Below are 12,997 nucleotides of genomic sequence, written 5' to 3'. Positions count from 1 at the left end.
GTTTCACGCAATCTCATAAGCACCACTAAATACAATAAAAAATCCACGCCTCTGCGTGGATTTTTTTATTCTCATTCGCACAACAAATCTCAGCGAAGTTTTTGTGCAATCGCGCTGAACATAAGCGATGCCTCAAGAGGCTGGGCACTAAAATCAGGCTCTGCTTTTGGCCATGTCGACCACTGAACAATCACCAGATTTTCAGCCGGGTTGACCATGATGATCTGGCCATAAATCCCCAGCGCCCATAGCGATCCTTTCAGTGAGTCCGAAGGCGTCGGGGTAACCTCTGTAGCATTGGCGGGCACTTCATTATTCCACCATTCAAAACCATAAAGGCCGTTCGGGTGGGCTGCCGACACGGAGTTTTTCGCCGTCGTCCAGTTGCCTGCCTGCTCAATCCAGTTTTCAGGCAGGATTTTCCTGCCATCCGGCAGACGTCCGCCGCTCATCACAAACTCGCCAAAGCGTCCCCAGTCTTCCAGTGTGGCATTAAAACCGTGTGCGCCCACATCGTGTTTGCCCGGTTCGTAGGAGTGCCAGACGCCATCGTGCGCCATGCCGTAAGGTTGCCAGATGGACTGTTGAAGGTAAGCGGCCAGCGGCATTCCGGTGGCTTTTTCCAGCACATCGCCCAGTAACCACGCGCCGCCGGAGGAGTATGACCATGACTGCCCGGCCGGATGCGCACGTTTCAGGCCAACGATAATTTTACGCACACAGTCATAGGTTCCCGGTCTGGCTTCACATTGCGTGAGATTGGCAAAATCGGAATGCGGGTTCGTGTAGTCCTCATTCCACGCCACGCCGGAAGTATGCTGAATAAGTTGTTTTATCGTCACGCCATCCCAGGCCGTGCCTTTCAGGTCAGGCTCATAACGCGTGACGAGGTCATCCAGAGAACTGATTTTCCCTTCTTTAATCGCAATCCCTACCAGCGTTGAAACCACGGATTTCCCCACAGAACGCGATGTCCACAATGTCTGGTCGGTATTGCCTTCACCCAGATATTTATAGGCTACTTTGCCGTTTTTCAGCACCAGCATTCCGGTGGCATTCTGGCGTTTGAGGTACTCCTGCAACGTATACGTTTTCCCCTTAACGCTGTACGTGGCCTCTTTCAGTTGCTTATCCGCACGCACAAACGGCGTGGACTGACCGTGCTTAAACACATCGCCCGCGTAGTTGCGGTAGTCATTACGAAATCCGATGACGCGCGCGGTCTGATCCCAGTTCAGCATATCTTTCGGGTCAGGCAGCGTTTTGTCCTGCGGCGTCGGGCAACTGCTGAGCATCACCCCGTCACAATTTTGCGCGGATTCCGCCAGCGCGGAGGGCACAAATGACCAGGCGGAACCCAAAGCCACGGCCAGCACCAGAGGTTTCATTACCGCCGGAAGAAAGGCTTGTCTGTTTTTCATTGAATGACTCCTGTGTCAGAAAACCGGAGTATAGAAAGGAAAAACCCCTTGAAGAAATCACGTTATGGGGGAAAATCCCCCTATAAATCGATGAACTGGAAGAGTTTATGTCTGCCTTACGTTATTCCTTCTCGCAAATTGAGGCCTTCGCCTGCGTTGCGGAATCGGGGAGTTTATCCAAAGCCGCCCTTTTGCTGGGAAAGGATCGCACCACGGTGCGCGATCTGCTGGATTACCTTGAGGACGCGCTGGGCTATACGCTTTTTGTGCGTCAGGGCCGCACATTAATCCTGACCGGACAAGGCCAGCAATTGCACCGTCAGGCGCATTTGCTGCTGCGTCAGGCGCAGGCTTTTGAGTCTTATGCCCAATCCTTACCGGATGCGGAACGGCAGGAGCTGGTTATGGTGTACGACCCTTTCGTTTCGCCGGCATTTATCGAAGCAGTGATCGCTGAAATGGCTAAAAAAGGCCTGTGCTTCAGTGCCTGGAGCGCCTCCCGGGAAGAAGCCGAAGCTGCATTAAAAAGCGGTAAAGCGCAGGTTGCTGTATGTCAGGCCAACAACCGCGCACTCGGGACAGAAATGGAATGGCGCGCGCTGGGTAACATCGGGCTTGATTTCTACGCATCCGCACAGTTGTTTCAGCACCAGCAACGCCCGCTGACGTTGCTGAATCTCTCGCTGATCCCACAGGTCGTCATGCACAAAGCACACGACGAGCAAATCACCCGCAGCCTGCAAATCTCCGGGCAAACGTTATATGTCAATGAGCGTTCTACCCTGCGCTATCTGCTGGAAAACGGTCAGGGCTGGGGATTTTTACCGACACATTTTCAGGCTTCAGGCTGGAAAAACGTGCAGGCGATGGAATGTGAAGTGGGCAATCAGGGGCTGGACATTACGATCGTGGCGATCTGGCCACCCGGCGCAGCGAAACAACTCGTCACCGGGGCGTTAATTGACGAGCTTCCTTCGTTATGGCGCAAAGCGATGGGGGCGCGTGCTTCTTAAACCTCCTGAACCTCATCAGCATGCACAAGGTCATAGTCCGCCTGCGCCCTCTCAAGAGCCGGGCCGTATTCCAGCGCCCAGTCATACAGCGCGATAAACGGCTGCTGCAAAGTCTGCGCCAGCGGCGTAAGGCGGTATTCCACACCAACCGGCGATGTGGGCAACACTTCACGATTCACCAGGCCATTTCGCTCAAGCCGCTTTAAGGCGTCCGCCAGCGCTTTATGCGTAATGCCATCCAGCCGGCGGCGGATTTCGTTGAAACGTGAAGGTCTGGTACAGAGCACGGTGAGAATTAAAATCGACCATTTATTGGTGATGTGTTCTAACACCGGACGCGTTTTTCCTACATCTCTCAAGCTGTTACCCTCGATTTCACCCATGCCGATATACTCCTCTATACCTGATATAAATAAAGTGCGTAATTGTTATCTAGTATAAATTTTATATCATCTATTTTCCAACCAAACAGGAGAATACAGATGGGCAATTTAGACAACAAAGTGGCCGTGGTACTGGGCGGTGCGAAAGGTATTGGTCTGGCGATTAGCCAGCGGTTTGCCCGTGAAGGCGCAACAACCTGGTTTACCTCGCGGCGTGAAGAAGAGCTTGAGGCGGCTGGCAGTAAAATCTCAGGAACCCGGATCCCGTTGCGCGCAGATGTGAGCCAGTTAAGCGAGCTAACCCGCATTATGCAGACGATTCAGGCTGAATCTGGCCAGATCGATGTACTGGTCATCAACGCCGGAATGTCCGAATACGCCACGATTGATGACATCAGCGCAGCCCATTTTGAACAAATTTTTGGCCTCAATGTGCGCTCGCCTGTTTTTGCTTTACAGGCAGCACTTCCGCTGCTGAAACCCGGTGCCAGCGTCGTGCTCGTGGGGTCGATTGCCGATGTGATTGGCACTCAGGGATACGGCGTTTACAGCGCCAGTAAAGCGGCGTTACGTTCTTTTGCACGAACCTGGACACGCGAACTTTCCCCACGCGGCATCCGTATAAACGTGGTTGCGCCGGGTCCTGTTGATACTGAAATGATGGCCGCCGCATCGGAGGAATTACGCCGTGGACTGACCGACGCCACCCCGTTGGGCAGATTAGGGAAACCTGAAGAAATCGCTAACGTCGCTCTGTTCCTGGCAAGTGAGGAAAGCAGCTATATCGCCGGTGCCGAGATTTACGTGGATGGCGGATTAGCGCAGGTTTGACAAGACTTACCCGCACAGTTAGACCTCACAGCTATCTCCGGATAGCTGTTTTTCATTGAGCGATAAAATCTGGCTAGTCACGTACTCACTCTTTTTCCGATACTCAATAATACGTAATGGTCACATTCGCTTTTGCAGTAATTTTTCCGGTGAAGTTATTGCCGCCGGAATCCGTAATTGCGGGTGCGGTCTGGACAATTGCGGCCTGGAATGAGGCGGTATTTTTGCCCTGCTGGCCTACACCCAGATTTTGCTTCACGCCGGTTCTGACTGCTTTTCCGGTGCTGTCATAAAGGCCGACGCCAATGCCGTTCAGCGCTTTATTGGTCGCGGCATCGTGTACCACCAGTGTGTCACTTCCAATCAGGGCTGAGTTCGCATCATCGAACGTGAATTCGACGTTACTGGTGTAACTGCTGCAGGTAAAATCCATGCCAAAACGGGTCATTGGCCCTTCCTGCGGGAAGGTGCCGCTGCCGCTTTTACGCAGGGTGCCGATGTCTACCACCTGATGTTTGTTGTCCAGCGTGCAGGAAGGTGCGGCAATATAAACGCCGCTGCCCAGCGGTACGTCGACCGTCGCGATGCCATTAAGCCCGTCGATGGTGAATGTGAGATGTGCGCCCGGCGGGATCACCGCCTCAGAACCGTACTCCATCCAGCCAAATTTAATCAGCTCCGCGCGCATCGATTCGATGGCGAAATTGTATTTCTTGTCGTATTTGTACAGCGTTTTCGAAGCGTTGTACTGCGCACCGAACTGCACCAGCGTGGTGTCATCTTTACCATTGATAACCGGGTATTCCACGCCAAGCCGTTTGCCTGAAGCCATTCTTGCGGGCGGATAACTGTCCGGCAGCGTCTCTTCATTAATCGCCACGGCCTTGATGTACATCCGCAGCTTAATGCCATTGTTGGTGGTCTGCGCCTCGCCGGTCCAGTCCAGCGCCGTGTCATTCACGGCGCTGAGACTCAGCGATATATCACCATCAAAAGCCGCGGGCGCCTCAAATTCCTGCCCGTCAGACGTACAGCTCAGGCGCATATTCGGCAAAAACTGCGCGTAATCGAGCGACAACACCACGGAATAATCCGGGATATCCTGGTCGGCGGCAATCGGGTTTTCCCGCGTGTAAGGCGAGAATGGCAGAGCGCCACCGGAATCGATATCACAATGCAAAACCGCTGCCTGACCGGTAACCGGCAGCAGGCTGAACAACATCAAAGCGATGCCTGCGACGGTGACTTTCAATCCCGGATTTCCTCTGCCCATTTTCTTTGCCTGCTAGAATTTTAAAGACTGATGCATTACCGGCGTTTCGCCACCAAAATCGTTGATCGCAGAATAATTCAGCGTGCCCGGTTTACCGGCAACCCCTGCTGGCAGCGCGTAGCGGGTTTCCCCCTTGGCCGGAACCATGGTGGTTTTATCGGCAAGAGTAACCGGTTTACCCCCGGCGGTGACGGAAAGCTCAGAGAAGCTGGCGTAATATTCGGTCGGATTTTTCGCGATAAGCCAGCTTTTTCCGCCCTCTTGAGCGATCTGCCACTGCAACTGAGTGATCGTATCGGCGGATTTTTCTTTCAGGGTAGTAGGACGGATAAACACTTTGACGCGCGTGCGGATGGCGACCTGCAACTGATTGCCCTGCACTTTGCTCACCGGCGGGATCTCCTGGATCCACAGCCAGTAAACGGATTCGCGATCCTGAGGCACTTTGCCCGGCAAAATCACCATACGTAATTTCCCCTCGCGGCCCGCACCGATTTTGAATAACGGCGGCGTCAGCAGAAGCGGCAGGTTTTTATCATTGCCTTTGAGATCTTCAACCCACGACTGCACCAGATAATCGTTATATTTATCGTCATTGAGCAGCTTGATGGAGGTTTCTTTATCACTTTCCAGCGCAATGACGCGCGTCAGCGCCGGACGGACTGCCGCCGATGCCGCATTCGTTAATAACAGAAGGCTCATCAGTACCGGCACTACAATTTTAGTCAATTTCATAGAACACTCGGTTTAGCGACAAATCGCGTTAACTTGTTGATACCAAGGGTCGGACTGACCTTTGGAGACAGGTAAAACAAACTGACACTGTGTATTGTTTTCCAGGGCCACATGCAGCACTGCCTCTGCGTCATCTAAAACGCCATTGAGATACAGTAATCCGTTATCGGCCACCATGCCGACCTGCTCCTTGCCTTGCCAGGCTGTTGCACCAAAAGGCACGGGCTTGCCATCCGGCAGCGATAACATCACGATCGCCCGGCGTCCGACTTTCGTCTGGAAGCGGCGAACTACCACCGCGCCGTGGGTCGGAATGACATTTTCGCCACCGTCGATTAATTCAACGTTATCTTCTGCGTGACGCGTATCCAGCGAGAGCGCGTTATCGCGGTAAGCCGATATCGACGGCACCACGGCGCGTCCCCAGCGGTTGGTCGATACGCCCGGCTGGCCTTCCACGCTGATGTTTTTGGCACCCGGCGTTTCAATAATGGCGATGGTGTCGCCCAGCTGCTGCGAAAGTACCAAGCCCTGCCCGTACGCCACCACGCCGCCGGAGATCCCGGCGGAATATTGTTTGCTGCCCTGGCTGGCGCTCGCGCTGGCATTCATATTGGCCATGCTGTTGCGGTAAGCCAGCGAACCCGCCGGTGAATAACCGTTGCTGTCGTGCTGTGCGGACAGCGAATAACTGAGCGCGCTGTCAAGTTCGGTTCCGGACACCGTCGCCATCTGCGAATCGCCGGAATGGTTACTGCTGTTGGTACCGAAAGACAGATTACGGCTGCGTTTTTCGCCCATATCCAGCGGCACGGAGAAGTTCAGCGACAGCTGGCGATCCGGGCTGTCATTGTCGTCATACTCATTGCCGGTATTGGCCTGATAGCTGTAACTGACGTTCACATTGACCGCTTTAATATTGAAGCTGTAGCCCAGGGTTAAAGAGGTATCCTTCGCGTTCGAGTTGTAATAAGTGTCCTCCTGCAAGGTGAAATAACCGCTGCCAAACTCGCCCATGCCCTGATTAACCGTAGCCTGAATTTCATTTTTGCGGTGATGCTGCGTGTCGTCATCGCCCCAGCGCCAGCCGGCGTATTCCGGGAAATCCATAAAGTCCGTCGTCTGATAGCGATACCCCATGATTTGCAGGGAAGTGTCCGAGCTGTCGAAACGGCGCGCATAGAGCAGGCGCAATGCCCGCCCCTGATCGCCCACAGCCTGCGCCGCATCGCTGTTCGTGAGATCGTTATCATTGGCGGACTGATGACGCTCCAGTGCCCAGTCGAGCGAAACGCTGCCCATCACGCCTAAATTGAAGGCTCCGCTGAGCGCCATGGACTGATAACCTTCCCCGGCGACAATCAGATCGCTGAGCGTTAATTTGTCCCATCCGTATTGCAGGCTGCCTTGTGCCACCAGCGGCTGATAGGAAATTCCGCTGTCACGATAGCGGCCGCCGCTGAGGCTGTAGCGCCAGGAACCGGGCCGCAACATATTGGGCAGCGACGTATAAGGCACCGTAAAGTGCTGCTGGCTGCCGTCGCTTTCTTCGACGGTGACGTCTAAATCCGCGCCAATCTGTCCGTTATTTAAATCGGAAATGGCGAAACTGCCGGGTGAAACAGTTTTGCTGTAAATAATGTTACCGCGCTGACGGATAACGACGCGGGCGTTACTGCGGGCGACGCCGCGAATAACCGGTGAATAGCTGAACGTATCGGACGGCAACATCTGCGCATTAGTTTCAAGCGTCATGCCACGCACCGGCAAAATACCGAGTACGTCGCTGGACGTGCTGGCATAAACATCACCGACGGTAAAACGGGAAACCAGCGCCGCGATATCCCGCTCGGCGTACGCACGGTCGTGGTTATTTTCCCAACCCTGTTCAGATTTATTAAAGGTGTCAAAACTGTAGAAGCGCCAGTTCCCGAGATTCACCCCGGAATTCAGGCTCAGGTATGCCGTGTCACTGCTCGCGGATTCGGCGTTATCACCCTGATTTTCCGTATGATAAACATAGCCGGAATAGCTTAACCGCAGGGCATTAACGCCGCGATCCCACAACGTCGGGTCGATCATTTCACTTTGCGAAGAGACGTTCATGGCCGCCTGAGGCGCGGTGATCACCAGCTGCTGCATGGATTCGTCGTAATGAATCTTGGCTTCCGGCCATTTCGCGATCAGGTCATAGCACGCCTGATCACCGGCTTTTGCCATTTCGTTCAGATGATGATCGACACCCATCTGGTGCAGCAATGCCTGTGTTAAACAGGGTGAAGCGCCCTCTTTACCGACGACCGGAATAAAGTCTATTTTTGTTTTAAATAACGTTCTGCCATTGAGAACAACATCAGCAGTTTTAACGCCGGGGCTGGTTTCATCCGGGTGATAAAACTGTTGCGGAATGGCCTGTGAATCTTTACGTAAAAAATCGGCATCGAAAGCGGAGGATTCATTACTATTTTGAGGTGGGATTTCAGCCGCAAAAACATTCAGTGAAAAACAAGCAGGCATAATAATGATGATTATCATTAAGAAAATAAAATGAATATTCATTAAAATCTGCCCGCTTTTATTTATTGATCAAAGACAATTAAAACTTGTTTGTGCGTCTATCAATGATAAGTAATATCAACGAACGTTTTCGCACTGACATTACCCGCGGTCACGGCCGGCGTAGAGGTATTTGCTTTATAAGCCACTTTGAACAGGAGCGAGGTATTGCCCTCAGTCAGAGCCTGAGGTTTTGACGGCGTGCCGCCGTTAATGTCGATTAATGATGTACCATCATTTTCCAAAAGAGCAATACCAACACCTGATGCAGGACCATTGGTCTGGCTATTCTTCAGTATTGCGTTGTCAACAGTATCGGGTGTACCACTGAAAGCAACCTGTGCATTTTTCAGAGTCGTTGTATCGCAATCTTTCAGATCGATTGTAAAATCCTTCATACCCGCATAGCCGCCTGCAGATTTGAACGAAGACGGCGTTACTGATGCTAATGACATTACAGCGCCATTAGCAGAATTACCGCCGTTGAAGCCGTTCAGGGTACATGCCGCAGCCACGACCTGACCGTTGAACGTGATATCACCATCAGATGCAGCAGCAAGAGTGGAATATGCGCCAACTGACAGAAGCAGAGCAGCAGGGAGTGCTTTAATCAAAAAACGTTTCATTCTTGAATCCAATATTGATTATTAATGATTCAGCACATCAGTTAACTATGTGCCACCGTTATTACCGGCGACATCTTAATATAGCTTAATTATAATAGCCTTTAGCCATGCTGAATTCAAAATACAGCAACCCTTAACCAGAAAATTAATTTATGGTTATATACAGAGAATTAAAGAACTTAACAGAAACTGGAATTCATTATTTTTATTCACATGATACATAATCTATCGGATAAAGCTTTGGTTTTCTAATGGGTTGTTCATGAAATGAGCATGGGATTAGTAGTGTGTAAATAGAGACACCGGTGAGATAAACATCGACCAGACAGCGCCCTGCCAATGTTTTAAATAAAATTATTCGCATTTACTGCCCTGACCACCCTGTTCGCGCATTTTTTTCACAACATTATAAAGTTCAGCATTCTTCATAAGATTTTTATGATAGGTCATGTAAATGCTCACCGGCGGTAATACAAAGTCACATTTGAGAATCTTCAGGTTAAAACACTCCGCAAACTTGGCGGCAAACCAGTCAGGCACAAAGCTGACGTAATCCGAGGCTTCAGTCATGCTCAGAATAGTAATCAGCGAGCTGCTGCTGTAGGCAAACTCCCGTTTGACAAAGAAATTCTCAATATGGACCTGTGTATTTTTCACATCATCCGTATTGTTGAGCAAAAAAGTCGACACCTCATTTTTCATGTTCTCCTGCGTCAGAACCTCGCCAATGCGCGGATGATCTTTACGGCAAACGGCAACGGCCTGAGCGGAATCAAAAACCTCCGTCACCGTGGAAAAGCTGTAATACGGGGCGGTGTTAAACACCAGATCGGCCTTACGGTAGGTCAGGATATCCTCGGTGGTTTCCAGCATGCCGTCAGAACTGATGTGTTTTATCCCGCAGTTTATTCCTGCCTCTTTTAACGTGGATGCCAGCACCGGCATGGCACGGAGTGCTGAAAAAGGCGTGCAGTAAATCGTGATCTGATTAAGTGAGGCAGGCTCAGAGACCAGCAAGTTCTCGAACAGCAATCCGATCGTTTCACTGATGCTCTCATGGATATTGTCGGCGATGCTGGTGGGAGAAACACCCTTTCCTTCGCGAATAAACAACGGATCATCGAAAAAGATGCGCAGCTTGTGCAAAGACTGGCTGATGGCCGATGCGGTGACACCCAGCATTTCCGAGGCGCGAATGCCGCTGCGGCAAATATAAACCGTTTCGAAAACCTTCAATAAGTTTAAGTCGAAGTCCTTGAGTTTCTGTACGTTTTCCAAAACATTTGTATCTTTCACAGCTTTCCCTCATTTTCAGACTTAAGTTTTATAATTTCTGTAATTTTAGTATTGATGGGTTCATAAGGAAAAGCTAAATGGCTTAGGTAAACAAATTATCTGAAAGGATTAGACGCTGGCGGTTAAAAAACACTCTTTTACGTTGTCAGGGTAAACCGCATTGTCACTGAGGTGTTGCGGTTGTAAAATATAATGATAGTTGTTTTACGCAATTTAACAGGAATGAATTCCATGAAAAATGACCTCACCGAGTTTGAACGCTTTGTTATTGAAGACAAAGGGACAGAACGCCCTCACACGGGCGTCTACAATGAGCATTTTTCGCCGGGCCGCTATGTGTGCAAGCGCTGCGGAACACCGCTTTACACCTCAGAGCACAAATTTGAATCCCACTGCGGCTGGCCGTCTTTTGATGACGAAATTCCGGGTGCGGTAGAACGCGTGCCGGATGCCGACGGGCGCAGAACAGAAATCGTCTGTGCCAACTGTCAGGCGCATCTGGGCCACGTGTTTGAAGGCGAGTATTTAACCGAGAAAAACCTGAGACACTGCGTGAACTCCGTGTCCCTCAATTTTGAAAGCGTCGGGGAAGAGTAACGCTCTCACAGCCGCGCAATATTCCGGTAAAGATAGATGCGGTTCCCGGCCTGCATTTTGTTAATCAGGCGCGAACGGCTGGCGTAGATGGTTTTAATATTGACGCCCAGACGTTCGCCGATCTGCCGGGTATCTAACCCTTCCTGAAGGCAGGACAGCACTTCGCCTTCACGTTCGGAAAGTTTGGCTTTTACGCGGTAATTGAAATGCGCATGATTGAGCGACAGGCACGAAAGCACTTCGCTGACCCCGCTGCGCCGGTCGATAAAAATCACGTTCTCCAGATGGCATAACGCGTAATAATCAAAGTCGCTGTCGATAAAAGCGAAAACCTTTTTCCCCTGAGATAAGCACTGTTCTACCTGCGAGCGGCGGGTCGATTCCACATCGACAATGACGTAACCGGCGCCAAACGCATTGGATGAAAACAGCGCTTTTAGTCCGGCATTGAAAAAATTATCTTCCGAAACAATAATGCATGGCGAGCCCATAGTAATTCCTTTTTCATACTGTCCGTTTACGATCCCAATCGTCAGTCAATAACCTGTTTTTATATTTACAGATTAAGTTAATTTTTTCATAATAATTCAAGTAAATAAATCAGTGTAAGATGATTATTACGTCGGAATTTTCTTACAGGCGTAGCCACAATCTGAAATAACGTTAAAGCCGGTGCTTGTTTATTTATTATTTAGGCGAAATAGCTTACAACTGTCGCCCGAATATTAGAACTGGTAACACATGCGTCTTCGCAACCGACTCTCTGTGACTTTTATTACATTTGTCAGCATTAATCTTGCGGGCGCATGGATTGTTATAGAAAATATGAAATTCAGCCAGAAAAAAGAAGCTGAAAAAAACGTGCTCATGATTCGCGACGAAATTGATCGCGTGCTCACGCATGCCAGAATCGCCAGTGACGCCGCCGCGCATCTTCTGGCCGCTAAATGTGATGCGGCCACGCAAACCGATATTCGTAAAATCGTCGCGACCATCCCTGATATCCGCACGGTCAGCCTGCTCCGGGGCAACGAGATTTATTGCTCCTCGGTTTTCGGGGCTCAGAACTTCATACTGGATGCCCGAAGCACGCCGCCGGTCGGGCTCTCCCTGATGGACGGCAATGCGCTTACGCCTTACCGTTCGCTGCTCATCTACCGCACCGTGCATACCGGTAAGAGCGTGATGGTGGGCATCGACGGCTATTACCTGCAAAACAAACTTAAGACTCACGACAGACGCACGGATTACCAGATGACGCTGAACGGCCTGACGCTTAACGCGGCGGGTCAGGTCCTTACGCACCGGGACAATACCGCGTCTGCGCGCTATTTCTCCCCGGAGTATCAGTACCAGATCAGCGCAAATCCGGTTGCGCCGGTCAGCCCGAATTTATTGCTGAAAACGGTCTGGCAGGATGAAAAGTCAGGGGTTTTCCTGACGTTTTTACTCTCCGCCCTGCTCTCGACAATAACCACTAAAACACTTTCCCGCCGTAATACTTTATTGTTTATGCTTGAGAAAGCGCTGGATAAAAATGAACTCATTCCTTTTATTCAGCCGATAGTCGAAGCGCAAAGCGGTAATACCGTCGGCGGCGAAGTACTGATGCGCTGGAAACATCCGCAGCGGGGTCATATTTCCCCTGAGCAGTTTATTCCGCTGGCGGAACAAAATGGTCTGATCACCCGGATAACGCAGGCGGGATTACGTCACGTTGCGGACGCACTGAATTCTGCGGACATTATTCCCGCCCGCGATATGACGTTATTTTTCAACGTCTCCGCCGCTGATTTTATGAATCATGACATTGCAGACTGGTGCCGGGAATTCAGGCGAAAAACGCCGCTTTCTGGCTGGCAGACCGGGCTGGAAATTACGGAAAGAGAACCTGTTGAAGATACGCAACTTGCCCAGGCGTTGTGTGAACAACTCGACGCGCTGGGTGTGCAGATTTCGATAGATGATTTTGGTACGGGGAATTCCAATTACCGCTACCTGATGCAGTTCCGTCCGCGCTATATCAAGATTGATAAAGTCTTTACGGCGGGCATTGAAACCGACGCCAGCAGAGAAGCCATTGTGCGCAACATCATTGCCATCGCGCAGGATATGCGCTGCATGACCATTGCAGAAGGCGTGGAAACCGCGTCGCAAAAAGAGAAACTGGCCGCGATGGGCGTGACGCATTTTCAGGGATATTACTTCTCCAGGCCGGTTGAGATGGCCGCTTTCTTCCGCAACACACTGGATCCCCTCCCATAAA

At 51.0% G+C, this 12,997-nt stretch carries 12 protein-coding genes; 4 read left to right on the top strand and 8 right to left on the bottom strand.

What is annotated here, in order from left to right:
* Nucleotides 1-89: 89 nt before the first annotated feature.
* On the bottom strand, nucleotides 90-1,421 hold the full coding sequence (locus KWG64_RS16615) for a serine hydrolase (protein WP_218522510.1): 1,332 nt from the start codon (nucleotides 1,419-1,421) through the stop codon (nucleotides 90-92).
* 107 nt (nucleotides 1,422-1,528) lie between these two features.
* Between KWG64_RS16615 and KWG64_RS16610 the strand changes: the two genes are divergently transcribed.
* Nucleotides 1,529-2,434 carry a LysR family transcriptional regulator gene (locus KWG64_RS16610; protein ID WP_218522509.1) on the top strand — a complete coding sequence of 302 codons (906 nt, stop codon included), beginning with the start codon at nucleotides 1,529-1,531 and terminating at the stop codon, nucleotides 2,432-2,434.
* On the opposite strand, the gene KWG64_RS16605 is transcribed toward KWG64_RS16610, so the two are convergent.
* The gene (locus tag KWG64_RS16605) at nucleotides 2,431-2,817 is read right to left on the bottom strand and encodes a helix-turn-helix domain-containing protein (RefSeq protein WP_218522508.1); all 387 of its coding nucleotides are present in this window, start codon (nucleotides 2,815-2,817) and stop codon (nucleotides 2,431-2,433) included. The genes KWG64_RS16610 and KWG64_RS16605 overlap by 4 nt on opposite strands.
* Nucleotides 2,818-2,916: 99 nt before the next feature.
* On the opposite strand from KWG64_RS16605, the gene KWG64_RS16600 reads away from it, so the two are divergent.
* Nucleotides 2,917-3,648 carry an SDR family NAD(P)-dependent oxidoreductase gene (locus tag KWG64_RS16600; RefSeq protein ID WP_218522507.1) on the top strand — a complete coding sequence of 244 codons (732 nt, stop codon included), beginning with the start codon at nucleotides 2,917-2,919 and terminating at the stop codon, nucleotides 3,646-3,648.
* Between the two features lie 103 nt (nucleotides 3,649-3,751).
* Here the strand turns inward: KWG64_RS16600 and KWG64_RS16595 are convergent, their stop codons facing one another.
* From KWG64_RS16595 to KWG64_RS16575, 5 genes are all read right to left on the bottom strand, one after another.
* Nucleotides 3,752-4,921: a fimbrial protein gene (locus KWG64_RS16595; RefSeq protein ID WP_255562210.1), complete on the bottom strand. Its 1,170-nt coding sequence runs from the start codon at nucleotides 4,919-4,921 to the stop codon at nucleotides 3,752-3,754.
* Nucleotides 4,922-4,933: 12 nt separating this feature from the next.
* The gene (locus KWG64_RS16590) at nucleotides 4,934-5,656 is read right to left on the bottom strand and encodes a molecular chaperone (protein ID WP_218522506.1); all 723 of its coding nucleotides are present in this window, start codon (nucleotides 5,654-5,656) and stop codon (nucleotides 4,934-4,936) included.
* A gap of 12 nt (nucleotides 5,657-5,668) precedes the next feature.
* Entirely contained in the window at nucleotides 5,669-8,173 is a 2,505-nt protein-coding gene (locus tag KWG64_RS16585) for a fimbria/pilus outer membrane usher protein (RefSeq protein WP_255562209.1), read from the bottom strand.
* A 101-nt stretch (nucleotides 8,174-8,274) separates the two neighbouring features.
* Nucleotides 8,275-8,838, bottom strand: coding sequence for a fimbrial protein (locus KWG64_RS16580; RefSeq protein ID WP_218522505.1), 564 nt, complete (start codon nucleotides 8,836-8,838; stop codon nucleotides 8,275-8,277).
* A gap of 354 nt (nucleotides 8,839-9,192) precedes the next feature.
* On the bottom strand, nucleotides 9,193-10,134 hold the full coding sequence (locus KWG64_RS16575) for a LysR family transcriptional regulator (protein WP_218522504.1): 942 nt from the start codon (nucleotides 10,132-10,134) through the stop codon (nucleotides 9,193-9,195).
* Nucleotides 10,135-10,365: 231 nt separating this feature from the next.
* On the opposite strand from KWG64_RS16575, the gene KWG64_RS16570 reads away from it, so the two are divergent.
* A complete protein-coding gene (locus KWG64_RS16570) occupies nucleotides 10,366-10,731 on the top strand; it encodes a methionine-R-sulfoxide reductase (RefSeq protein WP_218522503.1) in 366 nt (121 codons plus the stop codon).
* Nucleotides 10,732-10,736: 5 nt separating this feature from the next.
* Here KWG64_RS16570 and KWG64_RS16565 read toward each other — a convergent pair whose 3' ends face one another.
* On the bottom strand, nucleotides 10,737-11,222 hold the full coding sequence (locus KWG64_RS16565; protein WP_195815016.1) for a helix-turn-helix transcriptional regulator: 486 nt from the start codon (nucleotides 11,220-11,222) through the stop codon (nucleotides 10,737-10,739).
* A gap of 274 nt (nucleotides 11,223-11,496) precedes the next feature.
* Between KWG64_RS16565 and KWG64_RS16560 the strand changes: the two genes are divergently transcribed.
* Nucleotides 11,497-12,996, top strand: a complete 1,500-nt coding sequence (locus tag KWG64_RS16560; RefSeq protein WP_218522502.1) for an EAL domain-containing protein — start codon at nucleotides 11,497-11,499, stop codon at nucleotides 12,994-12,996.
* Nucleotide 12,997 lies beyond the last annotated feature (1 nt).

Origin of the sequence: Rahnella sp. PD12R (genome assembly GCF_019200965.1) — a bacterium.
GTDB lineage: Bacteria > Pseudomonadota > Gammaproteobacteria > Enterobacterales > Enterobacteriaceae > Rahnella > Rahnella laticis.
The sequence above is the reverse complement of the archived record's forward strand: the minus strand, read 5'-3'. Positions and strand labels throughout refer to the sequence as shown.

Bases quoted from the DNA above. Each gene is read 5' to 3' on its own strand.
- KWG64_RS16590 (WP_218522506.1), bottom strand. From the start codon at position 5,656: ATGAAATTGACTAAAATTGTAGTGCCGGTACTGATGAGCCTTCTGTTA.
- KWG64_RS16570 (WP_218522503.1), top strand. From the start codon at position 10,366: ATGAAAAATGACCTCACCGAGTTTGAACGCTTTGTTATTGAAGACAAA.
- KWG64_RS16605 (WP_218522508.1), bottom strand. From the start codon at position 2,817: ATGGGTGAAATCGAGGGTAACAGCTTGAGAGATGTAGGAAAAACGCGT.
- KWG64_RS16600 (WP_218522507.1), top strand. From the start codon at position 2,917: ATGGGCAATTTAGACAACAAAGTGGCCGTGGTACTGGGCGGTGCGAAA.
- KWG64_RS16585 (WP_255562209.1), bottom strand. From the start codon at position 8,173: ATGCCTGCTTGTTTTTCACTGAATGTTTTTGCGGCTGAAATCCCACCT.
- KWG64_RS16565 (WP_195815016.1), bottom strand. From the start codon at position 11,222: ATGGGCTCGCCATGCATTATTGTTTCGGAAGATAATTTTTTCAATGCC.
- KWG64_RS16580 (WP_218522505.1), bottom strand. From the start codon at position 8,838: ATGAAACGTTTTTTGATTAAAGCACTCCCTGCTGCTCTGCTTCTGTCA.
- KWG64_RS16595 (WP_255562210.1), bottom strand. From the start codon at position 4,921: ATGGGCAGAGGAAATCCGGGATTGAAAGTCACCGTCGCAGGCATCGCT.
- KWG64_RS16610 (WP_218522509.1), top strand. From the start codon at position 1,529: ATGTCTGCCTTACGTTATTCCTTCTCGCAAATTGAGGCCTTCGCCTGC.
- KWG64_RS16615 (WP_218522510.1), bottom strand. From the start codon at position 1,421: ATGAAAAACAGACAAGCCTTTCTTCCGGCGGTAATGAAACCTCTGGTG.